Annotated in this window: 11 protein-coding genes; all 11 read left to right on the top strand. The window is 69.8% G+C overall.

Annotated features, from left to right (window positions below):
* Window positions 1–46: 46 nt before the first annotated feature.
* The 11 genes from N8I86_RS06470 (at window position 47) to pglZ (ending at window position 23093) form a co-directional block, all read left to right on the top strand.
* Window positions 47–748, top strand: a complete 702-nt coding sequence (locus tag N8I86_RS06470; protein ID WP_263277345.1) for a restriction endonuclease subunit S domain-containing protein — start codon at window positions 47–49, stop codon at window positions 746–748.
* A 761-nt stretch (window positions 749–1509) separates the two neighbouring features.
* Window positions 1510–2250 carry a tryptophan synthase subunit alpha gene (gene trpA, locus N8I86_RS06475; RefSeq protein WP_263277346.1) on the top strand — a complete coding sequence of 247 codons (741 nt, stop codon included), beginning with the start codon at window positions 1510–1512 and terminating at the stop codon, window positions 2248–2250.
* Window positions 2243–2719, top strand: a complete 477-nt coding sequence (locus N8I86_RS06480) for a hypothetical protein (protein WP_263277347.1) — start codon at window positions 2243–2245, stop codon at window positions 2717–2719. Before trpA ends, N8I86_RS06480 begins: the two co-directional genes overlap by 8 nt.
* 99 nt (window positions 2720–2818) lie before the next feature.
* The gene (locus N8I86_RS06485) at window positions 2819–3682 is read left to right on the top strand and encodes an adenine nucleotide alpha hydrolase family protein (protein ID WP_263280075.1); all 864 of its coding nucleotides are present in this window, start codon (window positions 2819–2821) and stop codon (window positions 3680–3682) included.
* On the top strand, window positions 3679–4950 hold the full coding sequence (locus tag N8I86_RS06490) for a DNA cytosine methyltransferase (RefSeq protein ID WP_263277348.1): 1272 nt from the start codon (window positions 3679–3681) through the stop codon (window positions 4948–4950). Before N8I86_RS06485 ends, N8I86_RS06490 begins: the two co-directional genes overlap by 4 nt.
* Window positions 4950–6068 carry a DnaB-like helicase N-terminal domain-containing protein gene (locus N8I86_RS06495; protein ID WP_263277349.1) on the top strand — a complete coding sequence of 373 codons (1119 nt, stop codon included), beginning with the start codon at window positions 4950–4952 and terminating at the stop codon, window positions 6066–6068. Before N8I86_RS06490 ends, N8I86_RS06495 begins: the two co-directional genes overlap by 1 nt.
* Before the next feature lie 127 nt (window positions 6069–6195).
* Window positions 6196–7644 (top strand): SPDY domain-containing protein, encoded by a 1449-nt coding sequence (locus tag N8I86_RS06500; RefSeq protein WP_263277350.1) that lies wholly within the window; start codon window positions 6196–6198, stop codon window positions 7642–7644.
* A 122-nt stretch (window positions 7645–7766) separates the two neighbouring features.
* The gene (pglW, locus tag N8I86_RS06505; RefSeq protein ID WP_263277351.1) at window positions 7767–12449 is read left to right on the top strand and encodes a BREX system serine/threonine kinase PglW; all 4683 of its coding nucleotides are present in this window, start codon (window positions 7767–7769) and stop codon (window positions 12447–12449) included.
* Window positions 12450–12511: 62 nt separating this feature from the next.
* Window positions 12512–16252, top strand: coding sequence for a BREX-2 system adenine-specific DNA-methyltransferase PglX (gene pglX, locus N8I86_RS06510; protein WP_263277352.1), 3741 nt, complete (start codon window positions 12512–12514; stop codon window positions 16250–16252).
* A gap of 23 nt (window positions 16253–16275) precedes the next feature.
* On the top strand, window positions 16276–20175 hold the full coding sequence (pglY, locus tag N8I86_RS06515; RefSeq protein ID WP_263277353.1) for a BREX-2 system ATPase PglY: 3900 nt from the start codon (window positions 16276–16278) through the stop codon (window positions 20173–20175).
* Complete coding sequence (gene pglZ, locus N8I86_RS06520; protein ID WP_263277354.1) at window positions 20175–23093, top strand: BREX-2 system phosphatase PglZ; 2919 nt, start codon at window positions 20175–20177, stop codon at window positions 23091–23093. Before pglY ends, pglZ begins: the two co-directional genes overlap by 1 nt.
* Window positions 23094–23155: the final 62 nt, after the last annotated feature.

Genomic DNA, 23155 nt, shown 5'->3' on the forward strand with positions numbered 1-23155 from the left:
CACGAACGCGACGACATGACGTCCGTCAGCAGCGCTGGACGCGGTCATGGCCGCGGCCGTCCCGCTCGGCAGGCGCGGTACCACCACGTGCAGGCTCGCCGGGCCCGCTGAAACAGCCACCAGATCCCGTTCCCCGATCCCCTGGACCACCGTGTCTCTTTTGGACATCCCCGATGTGTTCATCGGGTCCACCGACGACGGGCACACCTTCGTCATCATCAACCGCCGCATCCACGATGCCGACCGGCTGCTGACCGAGGCCGGGTTCCTCGCCCGCGAGCACCTCGGCCGCACGCTCTACCTGCTCCCCCCGGGCACTGCCCAGGACGCGCACGAGCGCGCCGGGGTCGCCATGTACGGGCTCCTGGCCCACACCCATGGCCTGATCGATCTCTGCTGGACGACCCGCTGGAGCCCCGGCAGTCCCGTCGCCGATCCGGAGATTCGTTTCCACTTCTGTGACGGCACCGTGGCGGTGACGGCCAGGACCGCCGCCGCCCGTTCCCTCTTGGAACGGCACGGCTTCACCCCAAACGGCTCTTCCTATCGGCCGCCGGACGGACTAGACGAGCGCCGCCTGCTCGGCGCTGTGACAGCTGCCGAAACCCACGCCTACACCCACGGTCTCAGTGTCCGTGTCGACCTCGGCATCCCCACGCCGTCCGACATCCCTCCCGCTCCCCGCCGCCCGTCAGCTGCCGCCCCCGGCTCACCGACCACGCCTGCGGCCCGCCGTCGCACCCGCTGACCCCACGCGGGGGGGCGGGGTGTGAACGATCGTCGAGCCGCGGCCAAGGGCGCGCGGCGGTACACACCTTCGCACCCCAGCCGTTGACCGCTTTCCCCTTGGAGTCTTGCCACGTCATCCGACACCCCGAGCGCGCATGACCTCGCCTGCGCGCTTGCCGACCAGATCCGCCCCGGCGCCGCTCCCCGTGACGTGGTCGTCAGTTTCAGCGTTCGCCGACAGGCGGCAGCCAAGTACGATCACGGCTCCTGCGGCGGCCCCGTGACGGTCTTCGCCCAAGCCCTGCACGCCCAGCTCTACAGCCTTCCCACGGACGACGATCCGCTGCCCACCGCCCTGGACGCGCTCCTGCAGGCCACTCACACCGCGACCGCCCCCGAGCAGCAGACCGCGATCCTGCAACAGCTCGCCGAGCAGCTACGCAACGCCACCGAGATCATCCAGCGCTACCAGTACCAGGCCCAATGGGACCGGCTCCCCGACAGCGTCGCCGAGCAGCTCCGGGACGCCCACGACCAGGCCGAGCAGGTCACCAAGACCCTCGACGCCGTCGCCCCCGCCTTCAGCAGCCAGCCCGCCGGCCCATACCGCCTGCCGCGCAACCGCGCCACACCGCCAGCCCACCCGCGCCCACGACTCCACCGGCCGGGCGCCGCCGCTGACCTCCGGCGACAGCCCACCCGCCGGGAAAGGCAGGCTCCAACCTGGCCACCGCCGATCCCCTCCACACCCGCCTCACCCAAGGACCCCGTGCGCTGGGCGTGTTCGTCCCCGCCGGCCTGTACCCGGCAACCGCACAGCGCCAGCACCTCGACCAGCTCGCGCAGGCAGGTGCCGACCTGTTCGAGGTCGGCCTGCCCACCGAGGACGCCGCCCTCGACGGCCCCGTCATTCAGACCGCCTACCACCGCGCCCTGCGCAGCGGAAACGCCCTCGACCACGCCGTGCGCGCCGTCGAACACGCCGCCAGCCTCCGGCCGACCGTTGTCATGACCTACTGGGAGCCCGTGAGCCGCCACGGCCCCGCGTACGTGGCCCGCCTGTTCGCCGACGCCGGCGCCGCCGGCGTGATGATCGTCGACCTGCCCGCCCACCAAACGGCCCGCTGGCACAAAATCGCACGAGCGACTGGCCTTCGCACCCCACACCTCATCCCGCGCACCACCCCTGACCCCCTCCTCCCGGCCGCGGTCGCCGGCGCCTCCGGATGGCTCTACGCACCCGCCACCACGGCCCCCACCGGCTACCGAGGCCCGCTCGACATCCCCGGACTCGCCGGCTTCACCCAGCGCCTACGCGCCGCGAGCCCACTGCCCGTGGTCTCGGGAGTCGGGATCTCCACCCCAGCCCTCGCCGCACGCGTCGCCCCGCTGGTGGACGCCGTCGTCATCGGCACCCCCGTCGTCCGCGCCCTGGCCACCAACCCTGCCCAAGCCCCGGACCTGACGGCCGCGTTCGCCCGAGCCCTGCACCCGACCACCCTCACGGAGACCCGTGCCTGATCGCTCTGATCGCTCCACCCTGACCGAGGCCCTCGACCGGATCGTGGCCGACGCCCTTGTCCTGCACCGAGCCCTGCGCACCAACGCCACCGGCCACGCGCACGCACTGGCCGCGCGGATCACCGACGCCCAAGACCTCGCCAGCGCCGCCCTGCGGCTGTTCCTCGACCTCGCCCAGCACACGCCGCACACCACGGCCGGGAAGCTGCTGCTCCTCGACCACATCGCGCAGATCGCCAAGGCCGCCCAGGACGCAAGCGCCGAACTGACCGCAGCCCTCGCCCGCGCCGTGGAGAACCAACGCCGCCGAGCCAACGCCACGAAGGGGCCGGCCATCCTCATCCGCCCCTCACCACAGCAGTTCATCGAGTCGGCCACCGACCTCCTCGACCGCATCCCCACCCTCCACCACGCCATACACCGCGACCGGCTAATCCCGCCCAGCCGGCTGACGCACCAGCCTCATTGAGGGCGCGCGCCCCCCATTTCCCCATCTCCAGGACAAACCATTTCAGATCAGCCTCAATTCCGTGCCCTTTCCCTGGGCGCGGGAGTTCAGTCCAGCACCCTGCTCGCCCTTTCAGCAGAAGGGATCCTCCCGAAGGTCGACTACGCGATATTCGCCGACACCGGATGGGAACCCCAAGCCGTTTACGCCCACCTGGACCGACTGGAACAGGAGATAGCCAAGCCCGCCGGCATACCGGTCCTCCGCGTCTCAGCCGGAAACATTCGCAGCGACGCCCTGAACCCGGACCACCGCTTCGCCTCCATGTCCCTGCACATCCTGAACAAGGACGGGCGGCCCGGCATGACCCGCAGGCAGTGCACCGGCGAATACAAGGTGAAACCAATAAAGCAGAAAGTACGCGAACTCCTCGGACACCCCTACCCCTCGCGCATCCCCAAGGGCGTGTTCGTTGAGCAGTGGGTGGGGATCTCCACCGACGAGTTCCACCGCGCCAAAGACGCCGATGTGAAATACATGCGCAACCGGCATCCACTCCTGGACCTTGGCTGGAGCAGAGCGGACTGCGTTCGTTACCTGACCTCGCTCGGGCTGGCGAAGACACCGAAATCGAGCTGCCTGGGATGCCCGTTCCACGGAAATGCGCAGTGGAGGCACATCAGGGACACATCCCCTTCCGAGTGGGCGGACGTCGTCGAATTCGATGCGGCCATCCGGCAGGGCAATGCCCGCGCCAACGCCTCGGGCAGCCGACTGCTCGGCGAGGCGTTCCTGCACCGCTCCCGCGTCCCGCTGAGCCAGGCGCCGATCGACCACGTCACCGCCGCCGAACGGGCAGCACTGCGCATAGACGCAGACGAAGCCGACGCGCTGGAGAACGGCGTCGTGGACGGCTGCTCCCCGTGGGGGTGCCGAGGGGACGCGGACGTGCTGACCCGCGACGACTTCGGGCTGGCCACGTGATACTCGACCTCTTCGCGGGTCCGGGTGGTTGGAGCAGGGCACTGGCAGTCTTCGGTGTGCGCGACGTCGGCCTGGAATGGGACGAGTGGGCCTGCAAAACCCGTGTGGCTGCCGGACAGTTGACGATCCGCACCGACGTGGCCATGTATCCGACGTGGCCCTTCCTCGGTCGCACGAGCGGGCTGATCGCGTCCCCGCCGTGCCAGGCATGGAGCATGGCCGGCAAACGCCTCGGCCTGCTCGACCAGCCGCTGGTGCACACGGCGGTGGAGGACCTCGCCGTCGGCCGTGACACCCGCGAGCGTCTCCTCGCCGCCTGCCGCGACGAGCGCTCCCTGCTCGCGGCCGAGCCGATGCGCTACCTGCATGCCCTGAACACGGTCGGAGAGCCCGAGTGGGTCGCGATGGAGGAGGTGCCGGACGTTCTGCCGCTGTGGAAGCAGTACGCGGCCGTTCCGCGCGGCTGGGGTTTCTCGGTCTGGTACGGGATCCTCAACGCCGCTGACTTCGGCGTTCCACAGACGCGCAGGCGAGCGATCCTGATCGCCTCCCGGGTGCGTACGGCACAGCCTCCCACGCCCACCCACGCCCAAGTCGCCGAGCCTGACTCGCTGTTCGGTCCGGGCCGCGCCCGCTGGGTCAGCATGGCCGAGGCCCTCGGATGGGGCGCGACTGACCGGCCCGTTCCCACCGTCTGCGCCGGCGGCGGACCCGGCGGCGGACCCGAACCGTTCCCTTCGGGCTCCCGCAAGTCGCTCTCCGACGCCCGGGAGCGCGGCACCTGGATGCCCAGGCCGGACGGTGTTCTCCTGCAGTCCCGCCGCGAAGGAACTGGCTGGAAGGCACGGCACGGCGCACGACAGAACCGTGCCGCCGACGCTCCGGCGCCGACGTTCACCGCCGACGCACACCGCTGGTCCTGGTCCCTGCGCAGCAACAACCAAGCGAACGCCACCGTCCGCCCGCTGTCCGAGCCAGCGGGCACACTGTTCTTCGGGCACCGCGCGAACGAGTGCACCTGGGTCGCCGAACCAGCCTCGCCTCCGACCGAGGACACGGACACGCCAGTGGTACCCGAGCCGATCCGGATCACCGCCCGCGAGGCCGGCCTCCTGCAGACCTTCCCCGCCGACTACCCCTGGGCCGGCAACAAGGGCCAGCAGTTCTCCCAGATCGGCAACGCCGTACCGCCGTTGCTCGCTGGCCACCTCCTCGCCCCGCACCTCGGCGTCACCGTCAACCCCGACGACTTCACCCTCGCAGCCTGATGCCCCACGTCCCCGAACCCGAAGAAGAGCACCTCGCCGCCATCGCACCGCCGCAGCCGGTGTTCCACGTCGAGCAGGCCCTCCTCGGCGCCCTCCTCCTTCATCCACACCGCCTCGGCGACGTGACCGGCATCGCCGCCGACTCGTTCTCCACCGCCGCGCACGCCGCCCTGTTCACCGCCATCAGCACCCTGCCTCCGCCCGACCCCGCCGAGCACGCGAAGAACACCAAATGGCTCGACCAAGTGCTCGCCACGGGGCGCGAACAGGCGCGCGGACTGACCGCCTCCTATCTGCACACCCTCGTCCAAGTCTGCCCCTGGCCCCGCCACGCACCCGCCTACGCACGGATGGTCGAGGCCGAACACGCCCGCCGGCGCCTGCAGACGGCCGCCGAACGCCTCATCCAGAGCGTCGACGACGCCACCCACCCGCACCCAGTCGAGACAGTGCTCGCCGAGGCCGACGCGCTCACCGCGGTCGTGGACGACATCGCGAGCCGGTTCCCGCCGCGCGCCGGAGTGCTGCCCCGCACCGCGGCACCGCCGCCAGCCATCACCACCGACCACTCCGAGGCGGTCGAGGAGGAGCAGCTGCTCCTAGCGACCGCCACCGCCCACCCCGCCGACATCGAGTCCGTCCGGTGGTTGCTCCCCGACGACCTCACCCGGCCCCTGCACGCCGGCCTGTGGCAATGCCTGACCGCCCTGGCCCGCCGCCGCGAGCCCGTCGCCCCCGTCACCGTCCTATGGGAAGCCCAACAGCGCGGCCTGCTCGACAACGCGAGTGAACCCAGCAAGGTGCTCCGCCTGCTGGCCGAACCGGCCGGATCCGTGGAGCACTGGGCCGAACGCGCCCTGCAGCGCTCCCTCCTAGCCACCGCCGACCACGCCTGCCAGCGCATCTCGGCGTACGCCGGAGACCCGGCGAACACCCCGTTCCAGCTCGTCGTCGGCGCCCGCCGCGCCCTCGCCGACATCAGCGCCGTCCGCGCCCGCTGGCAGCACGCCACCGGAACCGTCCCGCCACCACGACCGCGCCCGGCACCCGCCACTCGCGCCGGCCCGCCGACCACGACGGCCGCTCACGCCACCCGCGCCGCGCGAGCAACCCGATAAGCACCCCGCACACGCCGGTGGCCGGGCCCGAAGGCCCGGCCACCGGCAGAAGAGACGACACCCCAACGTGACTCCCCCCATTGACGCTCACGTCCGCCTCGACACCCACCCAGCCCATCCCAGCGCCGTGACCGCCGTCCTGACCGGCAGCCAGGCCCACATCGCTCTCATAGCTCTCGAGGCAGCCGACTGGGCCGTCCTCGCCGACAACGTCCTGGTCCTAGCCCGCATCGACCACGAGGAGCCCTACTGGGCTGAGGACGCAGCCAAGCACCTGTCCGCCGGCGGCATCACCGTCGAAATCACCCCTCGACTCCGGGAGGCCATGGACGAGGAATGGACCTGGGCGAACTATCCGATGCCGTGGTGCACCCGCAGCGAGATCCGCGAGGTCTCCAACCACGCGCAGAAGATCCACGACGACATCCGCCACGGCCATCTCCTCATCCACGCACACGCCCACGACGGCCACACCACCGTCGCGGTCGGCACGTACCTCGGCCGTGACGGCAAGTCGGTCTACCTCCACGGCGAGGACCCCCTGCGCCAGGTCGCCGACACCTTCGACTCACCCGCTCAGGCCCTGCTCGCCTTCGAGAAGGTCCACGGCACCGACATGCGCCCCGGTCCGGCACCCCTGACCGACGCCGAGCGCGCCGCCGTCCAGGCCCGCACCGCCTTGGACCTCGGCGCAGCGAAACCCGGGCCTCACCGCCCGGAGCCGAAGACCGTCCCCGTCTACCTGGCCGATGCAGGCGACCACGACGCCCTCCTCGACTCCTTCCTCGACAGGCACGGCGAGTTCGAGAAGTGGCGGACCTGGTCCGACGAGACAACCCACGCCATCCACGAGTCGCAGACCCTGCGCATCGAGCACGTTCACGAGGGCCCGGCCCACGAGACCGCGTGGACCGTGGCTGCCTACGAGACGCCCGTCTCCGACCGCATGTGGGTCCTCGCCGCGACCGGCGCCACCCCCGCCCTGGTGATAGCGGAACTTCTGAATCACCTCGCCGACGGCGACGGCTGGGACACGACCACCGGCGTCCCGGTGGACGAGAAGATGGTCACCGCGGCCACCCAGCCGCTCTCCGACGCCGGATGGAAGCACACCGTGGACGGGCGATGGATCCGCTGGACATCCCCCGACGGGAACGTGGGCGTCCAGTTCGACGCCTTCACAGCACAACACCCGAATCAGAACCTGGCCACCTGGACCGTCTGGGCCGGCCCCGGACCGGACCGGCCCACCTGGGCCATCACCGCGTCCCGCACACCCCGAGTTCACTGCTGGCCGGCCTCGCCGAAACCCTCGCCCACGAGACCGGCACGCACCAGGCACAGCCTGCGGGCCGCGAACACAGGACCAGCCTCGCTACCAGTCCCCCGGCCACGCCCATGTTTACGGCCGACCCAGCCGTCAGCCGTTCACGCTGATCATTGGCGCACAAGAGCGCGGCAACGTAGCGCGGGATCGCCGGTTGGTAAAACCGGCGATCCCGCGCACATTCGTTCGCGGCGCACTCTGCCCCGTTCCATCGACGCCGGGTCTGGGATTCCGCGGCCTCGGTCGTAGCACGCTCAGGCCGCTCTTGATGTCAGTGACACCCTTTAGGATTCGGTCCGAGGGTTGAGCTGTGCTTCCTGAACGCAGCGGCAGGAACTACGGCAGGCTTACAGACACGGACGGGGAGCCGCATGCTGGAAGACCGGTGGACGACGGTCACCGAGTCCGAGTATGAGCACGAGCGCCGTGGTCTTGAGGCGATCCGCCGACGTCTGCCAGATGAGGAGCCGTGGCGTGCCTGGACGAATTTCATGTTCACCGCGAACAGCGGGCACGTCCGTGAGGTCGATCTTCTGGTGGTAGCGCCGGCCGGGGTCTTCCTGGTCGAGTTGAAGGACTGGCACGGCTCGGTCCACGGCGGCGGCAACGACTGGGTGCAGACCACGCCCAGCGGGACCAGCCGTCGGCACGGCAATCCGCTGCACCTGGCGAACCGGAAGGCCAAGGAGCTGTCGGGCCTGATCAACGGCGTCTCCGGTCGGCCCGCGCACCGAACGAAGATCTGGGTGGGTGAGGCTGTCTGCTTCACGGACGACAAGCTTCAGGTGAACCTTCCGGCTGCCGACATGAACGGCGTGTTCACGGTCAAGCAGCTGGTGGAGATGCTGGCCGTGCCGCCGGGAGACGCCCGCTACCAGATCACAGCCGAGGCATCCCGCTTTGTCGATGCAGCCCTGAAGAAGCTCCGTATCGCACCGATCCGCCGCCAGCACGAGGTGGGCTCCTACCTCCTGGAGGCGAAGGCGTTCGACTCCGGGCCGTCCTGGGCCGACTATCTGGGACGCCATTCCCAGCTGCACGATCTGGCACGGGTACGGGTCTTCCTCAGTGAACGTGGTGCCTCCGACGACGAGCGGCGCTCGGTGGAGCGTGCCGCCGCCCGCGAGGCATCGGTACTCAGCCGTTTTCGTCATCCCGGTGCGGTACAGCTGAAGAATTATCTGCCGTCGGGGCATCCCGCCGGGCCCGCGATCCTCTTCGACTACCACCCGGAGACGCTGCGCCTGGACGATTACCTGGTCCAGCATGGTGAGGGTCTCGACCTGCAGGGGCGCCTCGCGCTGGTGCGGCAGCTTGCCGAGACGGTGCGCTCCGCGCACTCCCGGCGGGTCCACCACCGCACGCTGTCGGCGCACGCGGTGCATGTGATTCCGCGCGACCGCGGTCCACGCGGGCGGGAGCTCGGCGAGGAGCAGCGCTGGCTGCGTCCGTGGACGCAGATCGCGGATTGGCAGATCGCCACTGGGCAAAGCTCCAGCCGCGGCCGGCCGCTGACCCTGGCTCCGACTAACGTGACGGGGTTCCATGTCGCCGAGCAGGCAGATCCTTATCTGGCTCCGGAGCTGAGGATTCCGAAGGCCGATCCAGTACGCCTCGATGTGTACGGGCTCGGCGTGCTCACGTATCTGCTGGTGACCGGGCAAGCGCCTGGCGCGAGCCAGAGCGAGGTCATGGCACGTCTGGAGGCCGGCGAGAGTCTGCGTCCCAGCGCGCTCGTCGACGGTCTCAATCCGGACATCGACGATCTGGTGGAGGCTTCCACCGCGTACGAACCGGGTCGGCGTCTGTCCACGGTCGACGACTTCCTGGAGATGCTGGAGTACGTCGAGCAGGCATTCGTCGAGGAGGTCCCGGGCGGCGGGGATGCGGCTGCAGTCGCGGGCGGGGACGGCGGTTCAGCCGCAGGCGTGGGCGAGGAAAGATCCGAGCCGGAGAAGGACCCGCTGGAGGCCGTGGCCGGGGACATACTGGCCGGACGCTGGGAGGTCGTGCGCCGCCTCGGTACAGGCTCGACCGCGCGGGCCTTCCTGGTGCGGGATCTGGAGGGCGAGCCTCGGCGCAGCGGCGGCCTGCCGGTGGCAGTGCTGAAGGTCGCGCTGAGCGAGGCCAAGCATGCTGTCCTGGATCGTGAGGCGGAGGTCCTGGGCCGGATCCACAGGGACTCCAGCATCATTTCGCTGTACGAGCCGCAGCCCCTGACATTGGCTGGGCGCCGGGTCCTGGTCCTGGAGTACGTGGGCGACAGCCGGGAGCTGAAGGACCAGGACGGCAGTGCGAGTAAGGGGCCGCGCCGCAGGGAGGACACCGTTGCGCGCCAGCTGCGGGACAACGGCCGCTTGGGCATGGACCAGCTGGAGGCGTACGGGAAGTACCTCTTCGGTGCTGTGGAGCACTTGGAGGCGGAGGGGATCTGGCACCGGGATCTGAAGCCGGACAACATCGCGATCCGGGTCCGCCCCAACGGCACCCGTCAGCTGGTGCTGATCGACTTCTCGCTCGCCGGGTACCCGGCGAAGGAGATCGAGGCGGGCACCGAGGGCTATCTCGACCCGTTCGTGGGCGTCATCACGCGCGGCTCGTACGACGGGCACGCCGAGCGGTATGCGCTGGCCGTGACGCTGCATGAGATGGCGTCGAACGAGCTGCCCCGCTGGGGTGACGGCTCGGTCACGGCCCGGCAGACGGATGCGAAGGAATGGCCGTACCCGCAGCTGGCGGCAGACGCCTTTGAGCCGGCCGTCCGGGACGGCCTGGTGGCGTTCTTCCGTAAGGCGCTGGCCCGGGATGTGAAGGACCGCTTTCCGGATCTCAAGCCGATGGAACGTGCTTGGCAGCGGATCTTCCTAGACGCACAGCAGACGACGGCGCCGAGCACTGGTCACGGTGAGAAGTCGGGGCGCGGAGCGAAGGGCGGCACCGACGCGGTTGCCGAGTCGGCTGCGCAGCCGCGGATCGGGCGGGAGGATGACGACGTCTCCGCTGAGCAGGTCCGCGACCAGCAGGCCGAGCGCGCCGACCGAAAGACGCCGCTGTCGGTGGCGGGTCTGACGGTCGCAGCGCAGTCGCAGCTGTTCGCGATGGGGCTGAACACCGTCGGTGACGTCTTGGACTACTCGGCGAAGAAGTTCCTCACCGCGCCGGGCATGGGCTCGCGCACCCGGGAGGAGATCCAGCGACGGCAGAAAGAATGGAACGCGCGCCTGGGCAAGGCGGCTCCCACGCCGCTCAGCGCGGAGGCCCGCAAGGCGGCGGGCCAGGAGCTCTCCGACCTGGAGCGGGCGGTCGCGGAGTCGGTCGCCGGGGACGTCACCGACCCGCAGGTGCTGGGCGGCCTGAGCCTGGACGCGCTCGCCGCCCGCCTGGTGCCGAAGCCGTCCAGCGGTAGTGCCCGCTCCAACGCCAAGGAGCGCGAAGCAATCCGGCTGCTGCTGCGGCTGCCCGATGAGACAGGCACGCTGCCCGGGGGCCTGGCCTGGGTCCGGCAGCGGGACGTCGCCGATGCGGTGGGCCTGACCGCGGGCCGGATCCCGCAGATCGTGAAGAAGGCGCGCGAGCGCTGGTATAAGGACGCGGCCCTGGGGCTGCTGCGTGAGCAGGTGGTGGAGCTTCTGGCTGAGCGCGGCCGGGTTGCCCCGGTGATCGAGCTCGCCGACGCGCTTATCGCCCGGCGCGGCACCCAGCACGTGGAGCGGCGCAACCGGCGTGCACTCGCCCTGTCGCTGCTGCGTGCGGTGGTCGAACGAGAGAGTTACGACAATGAGTCCCCGCCGCTCTTTCGCTATTTCCACGCCCGCATGCCCAAGGGCGCCGATCCGGTACTCGGCCTGCTCGCCTTGGATGTCCGGGAGGACGTGGACGGTCCGGACACCCCGGCGCTGCCCGCCCTGCAGGAGTACGCGCTGAACCTGGGCGTGCGGGCCGACCGGCTCGCGGCGCTTGAGTCGCTGCCGACGGCGAGCACGGTCCTCACCGAGCTGGACGCGGTGCGACGGCCGCCGGGCAGCCTGGGCTGGGACGAGCGGCGCACGGCCGAGATCGCGGTTGCCGCCTCCACCCGGGCCGCGCTCACCCCGCGCCTGGAGATCTACCCGTGCGACCTGGACCTGGTGCGTGCGCTGCGGATCACCCAGGCCGGCGTGGTCGCCGTGCAGCCGGGCGTCGAGGAGGAGCGGCAGCCGGGCCTGACGGTGGACGCGCTGCACAAGCGGGTCGCCACTCGCTTCCCCGACCTGGGCACCGATCCGCTGGCGCCGCGCGAGCTGCCCACGGGCAGCGCCCTGGTCCGCACCCTGAAGCAGGCCGGCTTCGACCTGAAACTGGCCACCCGCTACGACAAGGTGCTCCGGCTCATCCCGGATCGCCCCTCCGGGGACGCCACTGCCGGGCTGACCTCAGCGAGCTGGGGCGCCTCGGCGGCTCGCCGCTCCGCCCCCACCCAGTACGACGCGGACGCGGCCGTCGCCGCTGCCGTCAAGGCTGAGCAGCGACTTACGCACTCGGCGCGGCAGGACGGCTTCCGGGTTCTGACCGTGCCTCAGCGGCGGGCCGAGGACGCGGTGCGGCGGCTGACCGGCGAACCATACAGGGCTCGGCCGGTGTCGGTGACCGCACTGTTCGTGGCCGAACTGCGCGGCGTGGTCGGCGAGGCTGCCCGGCCGACCTGGGAGACCGTCCTCAAGGCGGACGCCGCCGAGCCGGGTAGTCGGGCTCACCAGCAGCTGCGCATACGCACCGACAAGGCGTGGGGGCGGATCGAGCCGCGGCTGAGGGAGCAGCTAGCGGAGGCCGATGGTCCGCTGTTGCTCACCGACACTGCGGTGCTGGCCCGCTACGACGCGCTCGACCTGCTCGGGCGCCTCTCGGAGGAGGCTCGGCAGGGCGGCAGCCCGCTGTGGCTGCTCGTGGCCCAGTCCGATCCGGCACGGGCGCCGCGGTTGGCCGGGGAGAGTGTTCCCTACCAGGCAGGGTTCGACGAGTGGATCGTTGTGCCTGACGCCTGGGTCGCCCGCAAACACCTCGCACCGGACGCCTGACCAGTTTCACCCCTTCTAATCCGATCTTCTCCCTCCTCTCCCATTCCCGACTGGAGCCGTTCGTGATCGACCGCCAGAGCCTCCTCGCCGACCTGCAGAAGCAGGTCAAGGCGGCAGAGACCGACCTGGAGCAGCAGGTCAAAGCCGTCCCTGAGGTCGGGACGCGGCTGCGTGGGGAGTATGAGCAGGCCCGGAAGTTGGGCCGTACGGCGGCGACGTGGAACGCCTGGCTCGGCGAGCGGATCACCCAGGTCGCGGTGGCCTGGGTCCTCGGCACGGTCTTCGTGCGGTTCAGCGAGGACAATCGGCTGATCGCCGAGCCGTACATCACCTCCCCCGACGTGGCGGGGCGGGAGATCGCCCAAGCGCGGTTCGAGGAATACCTGGAGAAGGACACCGACCCGACGTACCGCGGATGGCTGGAGAGGGCGTTCACCGAGCTGGGCGCCGGACAGGCCGGGCGGCTGCTCTTCGATCGTGATCACAACCCGCTCTACCAGATCCCGCTGTCGCACGACGGCGCCGGCGCGCTGCTCACATTCTGGCGTGAGCAACGCGCCAGTGAGGTCAGCGGGGACGAAGGGGCGGGCGGTCCGGTCCTCGTGCACGACTTCAGTGACCCGCTGAGCGAGGACGGCACCGAGGGCTGGGATACCCGGTTCCTGGGCGACCTGTACCAAGACCTGAGCGAGGCGGCCCGCAAGACGTACGCTCTGCTGCAAACGCCGGAGTTCGTGGAAGAGTTCATCCTCGACCGGACGATGACCCCCGCGGTGCGGGAGTTCGGCTTCGAAGAACTGAAGATGATCGATCCGACATGCGGGTCGGGGCACTTCGTGCTCGGGGCGTTCCGGCGGCTGGTGCGGATGTGGGCTGAGCAGCGGCCCGAGGTTGGCGCTTACGAGCGGGTGCGAGCGGCCCTCAACTCGGTGCACGGGGTGGACCTCAACCCGTTCGCGGTCGCAGTGGCCCGTTTCCGACTGCTGGTCGCGGCGATGGCCGCGAGCGGCATGCGGACTTTCGAGGAGGCACGGCGCTACGAGTGGCCCATCCAGCTCGCGGTCGGCGACTCGCTCATCAAGAACCGGCAGCTGGAGCTGCAGTTGGGGCTCGCTCTTGAAGAGGAGGGCGGCAGCGCAGCCGGTGACCCGCTGGCCGACTTTTCGTACGCTACAGAGGACGTGCACGAGCATCCCGGGATTCTGGAGCAAGGGCGCTACCACGTGGTCGTAGGCAACCCGCCTTACATCACAGTCAAGGACAAGCAGCTCAACCAGCTGTACCGGGAGCTGTACAACGCGTGCGCAGGGACGTACGCACTGTCGGTCCCCTTCGCCCAGCGGTTCTTCGAACTAGCCAAGAAGGGAGGGGCGGACGGGCACGGCTACGGCATGGTCGGCCAGATCACAGCGAACTCCTTCATGAAGCGTGAATTCGGCACCAAGCTCATCGAGGAGTACTTCGCGCACAAGGTCGAGCTGACGGAGGTCATCGACACGTCGGGGGCGGTCATCCCGGGGCATGGGACGCCGACGGTGATTCTCATCGGGCGACCCAGGGAGGGATCAAAGCGACAGGCGACGATCCGAACGGTGCGGAGCGTGCAGGGGGAGCCTTCGGCGCCGGAGGAGGGGAAGGAAGCGGAGGGGCTGGTGTGGCGGGCGATCGTTGAGCTGATCGACCGACCGAGGAGCGCGGGACAGTGGGTGTCAGTAGACGACCTGGAGCGGGGTCGCTATTTCGGGAAGCAGCCGTGGATCCTGGCTGATGGCGGACTTGAGATGGTAGAGACGCTAAGTTCCGAATCACGTGCCCAGCTCCGATCAGTTGCGCAGGAAATTGGTGCGGGTGCGGTGACGCGCGAGGACGAAGCGTTCATGGTCGGTGCGGGAGCCTTGCGACGTGCCTGCGTCAAGGATGACGAAGCACGCCAGCTCGTGGACGGCGGCTCCGTCCGCGACTTCACCATCAGCGGGGCGACGACCTCAGCGTGGCCATATGACGAGAAGACTCTCAAGGCGATGGCATCGCCGGAATTGAAGCGCTTCCTGTGGCCGTCCCGCCGCTACCTCATCGACCGCGTCGCCTTTGGTAAATCACAACTGGAACGTGGACTGGCCTGGTTCGAGTACTCCATGTTCTTCAAGAACAGGTACATGCCGAAGTTCACGATCGCTTTCCCGTTCGTTGCTACGCACAACCACTTCACCCTGAACCGCGGGCGGCGCGTATTCATCCGTACCGCTCCGGTCGTCGTACTCAACAAAGGGGCAAGCGAGGAGGAGCATGTGCGGCTGCTTGGGCTGCTCAATAGCTCCACCGCTGGGTTCTGGCTCAAAATGGTTAGTCACGACAAGGGTAGCCAGGGCGTAAACGAGGGCTACAAGTCACAGGTCTGGGAGCGCTTTTACGAGTTCACCGGCACCAAGCTCCAGGAGTTCCCCCTTCCCACCGATTACCCCACCGCACTCGCCACCGCCCTCGACACCCTCGCCCAACAGCTCTCCGCCGCCACCCCAGCCGCGCTCGCAGCCAAGACAACCCCCACCGCCCCCGCCCTCCGCGAAGCCGAAAGCCGCTACGCCTCCCTCCGCGCCCGCATGATCGCCCTCCAGGAGGAGCTGGACTGGCAGGTCTACTCCCTATACAACCTGCACTCCGAGGACCTGCGTCTCTCCGACCCCGATGAGGTGCCCGAACTTGCCCTCGGCGAGCGGGCCTTCGAGATCGTGCTCGCGCGTCGGGTTAAAGCCGGCGAGGCCAGCGACGAGTGGTTCAATCGGCACGGATCGAAGCAGATCCGGGAGATCCCCGGCCACTGGCCCGCCGACTACCGCGCCCTCGTCCAGAAACGCATCGACGCCATCGAGTCCAACCGAGCCATCGGCATGGTCGAGCGCCCTGAGTACAAGCGGCGCTGGGCCACCGAAAGCTGGGACATCATGCGGCACAAGGCGCTACGCTCCTGGCTGCTCGACCGGATCGAGGACCGCTCGTACTGGTTCGACGGGCAGGGCAACCCGACCGTCATCACCCTTGCCCGGCTCGCCGAAAGCCTCTCCGCCGACGAGGACTTCACCGCCGTGGCTGAGCTGTACGCGCCCCGGCAGGACCTCACCAAAACCGTGCGCGAGCTGCTCGCCGAGGAACACGTGCCGTTCGTCTCTGCCCTGCGCTACAAGCCCTCCGGGCTGAAGAAGCGAGCGGACTGGGAGCACGTGTGGGAGTTGCAGAGGGAGGAGGACGCCGCACCGGACGAGCCCGCCAAGCGGAAGATCCGTGAGCGCACCCCGGTGCCGCCGAAGTACGCTTCCGCCGACTTCCTAAAGCCGAGTTACTGGCGGGCACGCGGCAAACTCGATGTGCCCAAGGAGCGATTCGTGTCGTATGGCACGGTCAACGCGCAGTCGCCGGAGCTGTACGGGTGGGCCGGCTGGGATCACCTGGAGCAGGCCCTCGCGCTCGCCTCGTACATCCAGCAGGCTGGGCTCAGCGACGACGACCTCGTGCCTTACCTGGCCGGGCTGCTTGAGCTGCAGCCGTGGCTGGAGCAGTGGTATGGCGAATACGACCCGGAGTTCGGGGCGTCGCCGGCTGCCGAGATTCTGGCTTTTAGGCAGCAGAAGCAGGGTGAGCTCGGGCTGACCGACGATGCGCTGCGGGCCTGGCGTCCGTCCGCCGCCAGCCGTGGATCCGGCGCGCCGAAGAAGCGCGCGAGCTCGAAAGCCGCCATCCAGACGTCCATCGCGGACGCCGACACGGACACCGTCACCGTTGCCGTCAGCGGCGCAGAGTCCGCCTGAGCAGGGCGAGGAGCAGACACACCATGGCTTTCATGAACAGGAACAATCCTCGTCCCGAGGACCGGCCGCTGCTTCGGGAGCTGATCGACATCCCGGAGTCGGTGTCCACCTCCGACTTCGTGTTGAAGCTGAACGAAGCGGTCACGCCCGAGGGGGCCGAAGCGGCGCTGAAGGACTACGTCGTCACCGACCGGCTGCTCGGCAACTTCGACGAAGCCCTCGACCTGATCAAGTCCGCGCTGGACAGCCGCTCGTCGAAGGCTGCCTATCTGCACGGCTCGTTCGGTTCCGGTAAGTCGCACTTCATGGCGGTGCTCTACGCGCTGCTGTCGCGGAACCAAGCCGCCCGGGCGCGCCGCGACCTCGACCCCGTGCGAGCCCGGCACGCCTGGCTGGATGCGGACGACCGCAAGTTCCTGCTGGTGCCTTACCACATGCTGGGCTCCAAGTCGCTGGAGCAGCGTGTGCTCGGCAAGTACGTCGAGCACGTACGGAAACTCCACCCCGGCTGCCCGCTGCCGCAGGTCTACCGGACCGACGGGCTCTTCGAGGACTTCGCCGAGCAGCGCCGCCGGAACGGCGACGAGCGGGTGATCGAGCAGCTCGCCGATGCCGGCGACGGCCAGGAGGACGAGTGGGGCGACTCCTTCGCCTGGACCACCGAACTGCTGGATCAGGCGGTGAACGCCCCGGAGGAGCACGAGAACACCAAGGACCTCGACCTGGAGAACCCCTCCACGCCGCGGGAACTGCGGGCCCGACTCGTGCAGGACCTCACCCAGACCCTGTTCCCGTCGTTCTCACGTAACGCCTCCGAGGATGCCGACGGGTTCGTCTCGCTGGACAAGGGGCTCGGCATCATCGCCGCGCACGCCAAGTCCCTCGGCTACGACGGGCTCGTCCTCTTCATGGACGAGCTGATCCTGTGGCTGGCCTCCCGCATCCACGACCAGAAGTTCGTCTCCCGCGAAGCCGACAAGATCACGAACTTTGTGGAGGGCGGCGACGAACGGCGCGCCATCCCGGTGGTGTCATTCATCGCCCGCCAGCGCGACCTGCGTGAGCTGGTCGGCGAGGAGATGTCAGGTGCCGCCGAGGCCGCCGTCCAGGACAGTCTGAAGCTCAGCGGCGGGCGCTTCGACAAGATCGTCCTGGAGGACCGCAACCTCCCACAGATCGCGCAGGCCCGCCTGCTCAAGCCCACCAGCCCGGAGGCCGAGGCGAAGGTGGAGGCTGCGTTCGCCGAGGCCAAGAGGCTCGGTCCGGACGTGTGGGACACCCTGCTCGGCCACGACAAGTCCACCACCGGCGCGGACGAGGGCGCGTTCAGGCGGACGTACCCGTTCCCGCCGGCGTTCATGGATACCCTGGTACACATCTCCGCGGCCCTGCAGCGCTCCCGCACCGGCCTGAAGCTGATGAGCCAGCTGCTCGTCGATCACCGCGACGACTGGCGGCTCGGGCAGCTTGTGCCGTTGGGCGATCTGTACCCGGCCATCGCGGGCGGCGGCGACAAGGCGTTCAGCGGGGAGACCAGTGTTCACTTCGAGGCTGCCGACAAGCTGTACCGGGACAAGCTGCGCCCGTACCTGCTGAAGACCAACCAGGTCACCGAGGACCAGGTCGAGGCGTACCGACGCCGCCCCGAGACCCTCGGCGACCCTCAACTTGCGGCCCGCTGCCGCGACTTCACCGGTGACAGCCGACTGCTGCAGACCCTGTTGCTGTCTGCGCTCGCGCCCAGTGTGCCCGCGCTGGCCGACCTCACTCTGGCGCGGCTGCATGCCCTCAACCACGGCTCCATCACTACCCGCATCGCGGGGACCGAGGTCGGCCGGCTGGAGCAGAAGGCGAAGGAGTGGGCGGCGACCTTCCCCGAGATAAAGGTGACCGGTACCGGGCCGGGTGCGGTGGTGCGCCTGGAGCTCACCGGCGTCGATCTGGACGCCGTCCTCGCCAACGCCCAGGTCCACAACAACCAGAACAACCGGCGTGCCAAGATGCGCGGCCTGCTCAAGGAGGCGCTCGGCGTCAGCGACGGGCCTGGCGGCTTCGACGCGTACGACGTGCTCAACCTGGTGTGGAAGGGCACCGAACGGCAGGTCGAGGTGGTCTTCGGTAACGTCGCCGATGTCGACTCGCTGCCCGAGGCGACCCTGCGGCCCAGCCAGGAGGACGCCTGGCGGCTCATTGTCGACTTCCCCTACGACGAGGGCGAGTTCGGGCCGATGGATGACCTGCAGCGGCTGCGTGCGCTGCGGGAGAAGCCGGGTGGTGACTCGCGCACGCTGGCCTGGCTGCCCACTCACCTGACCGATGCTTCCCGCGGCGACTTCGAGCGCCTCGTCGTCATCGACAAGGCCCTCGCTGACGAGACCCGCTTCGACTCCGACTTCGCGCGCAGCCTCAACGCCGACGACAAAGAGCGCGCCAAGGGCATGCTCCAGTCGCAGCTGCTCATCCTCACCGAGCGCGTTACCCAGGCGCTGCGGCAGGCGTACGGGCTCACGCAGAAGCAGGAAGGGGTCGTCGACCTGAGCTTCGACACCCACCTGGTCGCCCAGCAGGACGTACCCGAGCTGCGGCTTCCGCTCGGGGCAACTCTGGATACCGCCGCCCGTGACCTGGCCGGCAAGCTGCTCGCCCATCAGTACCCCGCCCACCCCGACCTGGACCCGGACGGCACTGGCAGGCCGGTGAAGCCTGCCGAGATCAAGACCGTCTTCGAGTATGTGCGCAAGGCCGCCGAAAACCGTGACGGGCAGACCGAGGTCGACAGCAAGGACCGCAAGACCATGGCGCGGATCGCGGGCGGTCTTGGGCTCGGCGCCATGAGGGAGGCGTACTACCGGCAGTCCACCGCCTGGCCCGACCACTTCAACGACCGAGCCCGCCGGAACGGCACCGCCGAGCCGACCCTGGTCAAGCTCTCCGACTGGACCGACCTTCCCGAGCCGCGCGGATTGCCCGAGCCGCTGCGCCGGCTGCTCGCCGCCGCGTACGCGGAGATGACCGACCGGGTATGGGTGCGCGGCGGCGTCCCCATCGAACCCGCGCCCGCACCGCACGAGCTGAAGCCGGACTACGCCCTGCGCGAGCAGCAACTGCCCACGGAGAGCGACTGGACAGAGGCGCGCAAGCGGTTCGAGACCATGCTCGGCGACCAGGCGCCGCAACTGCGGCGCGGCCGGATCGTCAACCAGTTCGCCGCACAGATCAAGCAGGCTGCCGCCTCACTCGGCCAGGACGCCGGACGGCTCGTCGGGGAGCTGGAGAAGCACCGTGGCTTCCTCCAGTTGAACGACGACTCCCCCCGGCTCGTCCTTGCCCGGCGGGCGCAGGAGCTGGTCAAGGAGGTGACGGAAGCTGGCATCGAGGCGAAGACCGTCGTGGACCGGCTCGCCCGTTTCCCTCTCGGCGACTTTTCCGCACACCGGTACGGCATGTCGTTGAAGAGTGCCGGGAAGGTAGCCAGCGCGCTGCAGAACACCAGCTGGGACCAGCTGGGCCTGGCCGACACCCTCGGCGTGGACGGTGCGGCCGTCCTGGAGCGGGTGCGGGATGCCGCCGCTGGCGACCCAGGGGATTACCCCGATCTGCCGGGCGTGCTGCACGCCAGCGGCCGGGAAGTGCTGTCCCTGCTGAGGTCTCGCCAGAGCACGGCCGAGCGCCCCCAGCCGTCGCCCACTCCTCCGCCGAGTTCCGACAGCGTGGACCTGAACGGCGGCTCCGCCCACCCGCAGGTGCTGCCGGAGCCGCCGCAGCAGCCGGGGCCGCGCACACCGTCCCGGTCCGTGGCCCGCTCCGGCGGCGGGCGGACTACCGCCGCCCGGGCCGCCGCCGAACTGCAGGCGGAGATCGCGGCGCTCGCGGCCGAGCACCCGAACGCCACCGTCGAGGTCATCTGGAAGGTCGTCGACTGATGTCCGACACGGTCACCGCAGTCACCGCGACCGCCGGCCCCGCCCGGCTGTCGGCAGGAACCGTCCGTCAGTACCTCGCCGCCCGCAGCCGGCTCGGTGACGGCACGGTCCGCGTACTGCTGCTGCGGGCCGCTCCCGTCTGGGACGGGCCCGCCGTGCAGCGTACGGCGAGCGGGCTGCAGGCACGGGTGGTCGTCGCGCCCTCGGTGCTGGCCGTGCACGAGCAGATCCTGGGCCACCTCGACGCGCCGACTCCTCCCGACCCCAAAGTCCTGGTCGTCCTCACCGACCGCGAGGACACCGACCTGGACCCCGGGCTGCTCGCCCGCGTCTACGGCGGAAGGATCCGGTCCGTCGACAATTGGGAGGTCGTGCAGGAGGCGTTCGACGCGCGCGGTCTCGACGGGCGGCTGCGCAGGGAGACCTGGGCGGCCGAAGCGCTCCTTGACGCGGCGGCCAGCCGCGGTTGGCCCTCCCTCGGTAAAGGACTGCTGTCCCGAGACGAGGCCCTCACCCGGCTGGCCCGGCGTCGGCTCCGGCTCGGCCGCCGTGACACGGACGCGCTGGGCGGGCCGGCCGCACACGACGACGGAGACCGCATCGACCCCATCACCCTGTTCCGGTGGACCCACATCCCAGGCGGCCCCAACCTCCTGCGCGACCTGCGCGGACCGGAACGGGCCGGCTTGGCTCGCTTCCTCGCCGAACCCGAACAGGCCGGCTCCACCGGAAAGATCACTACCGCCCTGGTAGACGCCGACCACGGGGCGGACGCAGCCGCCTACGCGGTCGTCTGCGCGGCTCTGTGGGGGCACGCGGAGGCCGACCACGACCTGTACCGGGCGCGCGGGCGCGCCGAGCGATGGCTCGGCGACCAGCCCCCCGCCCAGGGCGACGACCTCGACCGGCTGCTTGCCTCCTTCGGTCACAGCGGTGAGGCGTACGTCCGCGGCCTCGTCGACCGGGGCGAACACCGGCTCGCCGACCCGGTCCTGAGCAGGGCCGCACAGCTCGTCACACAGTTCGGGGCGCAGACCGCCGCCGCTGCCAGTCCGCTGCTCGCCGCCGGACTCGATGCCCGCTTCACCGCCGCGGGCCGCGCCCTCGCCGACGGCGGCCCCGAGACGGTCACGGCTGCCATCACCGCGCTGGCCGAACACGCCCTGGCCGTCGACGGCGCCACCCAGGCCCGTATCGAACGGGTACGGATGGCAGCGCGGCTGCGGCGGTGGCTGGAGTCCCAGCCTGAAGTCGACATCGCCTCGGTGGCAGACGGCGCCGACCGCCAGATCCGCGAACTCGGCTGGGTAGACCGAGCCTTGGAACACCTGGACGCGGGTGGCGACGCAGATGACGCACTCGCCAACGCCTACAGCCGGATCGGCGAGCAGGTGCGCAGCAAACGTCGTGAGCTGGACCGCGCGTTCTCCGAGCGGCTCGCAGTGTGGACCGCAGATGGCACCGCCCCCGGCGCCATGCTCACCGTCGAAAGCTTCCTGGACCGGGTCGTCGCGCCCGTCGTGGACTGTCCCGGCCGACGGGTCCTGCTCCTCCTCATCGACGGAATGAGTGCGGCGATCGCAGCCGAACTGGGTGAGGAACTGCACGCACACTGGTCCGAGTTCGACCCGCTTCAGGGCGCGACCGGAGCACCGGTGAGGCGTGCCGTGGCCGCTGCGCTGCCCACCCTCACCACCGTTTCCCGCACCTCGCTGTTCGCCGGCACCCTGATGAAGGGCGACCAGAACGACGAGAAGCGGCTCTTCCCCCAGCACCCGTGCTGGAAGGGAGCCCCTGCGGCTGTCTTCCACAAGGACGATCTGCGCAGCCCCGACACCGGCTCGCCCTTCTCCACCGCCCTGACTGAAGCGCTCGCCGACGAGCGCACCCATGTTGCGGTCGTCCTCAACACCGTCGACGACCGGCTCGCCAAGGAGCAGAAGCTCGGCGACGGCGCCTGGGAGATCAAGGAGATCGGCGACCTGGAACCGCTGCTGCGGGCCGCCCGCGCCAACGACATGACCGTGCTCCTCACCTCCGACCACGGCCATGTGGTCGAGCGACGCGGCAGCAAGATCGACACGGCCGCCGGCGCCATAGGGTCGGCCCGTCACCGCGCCCCCGGCGGACCCGTCACACCGGCCGAAATCGAGCTGTCCGGACCACGGGTAGTCTGGCCGGAGCCCGGATCGCGGATCGTCGCGCTGCGGGACCACGACGCCCGGTACACCGCGCTGAAGGCGGGCTACCACGGCGGGGCAACCCTCGCCGAGTTCACCATCCCCCTCCTCGCCCTCCTGCCGTTCGGCGCGGAGCCACCTACGGGGTGGCGGGAACTGGGCGACCTTACGCCCGCATGGTGGGAGCAGGACAACGACGCCACCACCGGACTCGAGGCCGAGACGAAGGCCGGAGCCGATGCCATCGCGGCACCCGAGGCCACCGCTGCACGCCCAAGCCGCAAGCAGGCCAAGAAGTCAGCCCCGCCCGTGACAGAGGGCGCTATCAGTCTCTTCGGCGAGGACGAGGTCGCACCCTCCGCACCACAGGAACCTGTCGCCCCTGTAGTGAAGCCTGCGGCCGTACCCGTCTCCGATCAAACAGAGGACCCTGCCACCGCACTGGTGAATCGCCTCATGGCCACCGAGCTGTACCAGGAACAGCTGGCACTGCTCGCCCGTGTGCCGCGCGACAAGGCGGTCCTGCCGAAGGCTCTGGCCGCGCTGGTCGAAGCGGGCACCCTGCCCATGACCGCCCTGGCCGAACGCGCCGGCCAACCCGCCACCCGAGCCCCTGGCCTCGCCGCGACCCTGGCCCAGCTCCTCAACTATGACGGCGCCCAGATCCTGGAAATTCTGCCCGACAACCGCACCCTGCGCCTGCACCGGGGCCAGATGATCGAGCAGTTCGGACTGTGAACCGGGGGTCTGCGGCCATGCCGGGCGGTGCAGTCGGCCCGCCCGGCCGCTCCGAGCACCGG

The organism is Streptomyces albidicamelliae (assembly GCF_025642175.1).
Lineage (GTDB): Bacteria > Actinomycetota > Actinomycetes > Streptomycetales > Streptomycetaceae > Streptomyces > Streptomyces albidocamelliae.

What these genes read in the sequence shown, in the direction of transcription:
- N8I86_RS06470 (WP_263277345.1), top strand. Translation starts at nt 47, where the DNA reads ATGGCCGCGGCCGTCCCGCTCGGCAGGCGCGGTACCACCACGTGCAGG.
- N8I86_RS06495 (WP_263277349.1), top strand. Translation starts at nt 4,950, where the DNA reads ATGCCCCACGTCCCCGAACCCGAAGAAGAGCACCTCGCCGCCATCGCA.
- pglW (WP_263277351.1), top strand. Translation starts at nt 7,767, where the DNA reads ATGCTGGAAGACCGGTGGACGACGGTCACCGAGTCCGAGTATGAGCAC.
- pglY (WP_263277353.1), top strand. Translation starts at nt 16,276, where the DNA reads ATGGCTTTCATGAACAGGAACAATCCTCGTCCCGAGGACCGGCCGCTG.
- pglZ (WP_263277354.1), top strand. Translation starts at nt 20,175, where the DNA reads ATGTCCGACACGGTCACCGCAGTCACCGCGACCGCCGGCCCCGCCCGG.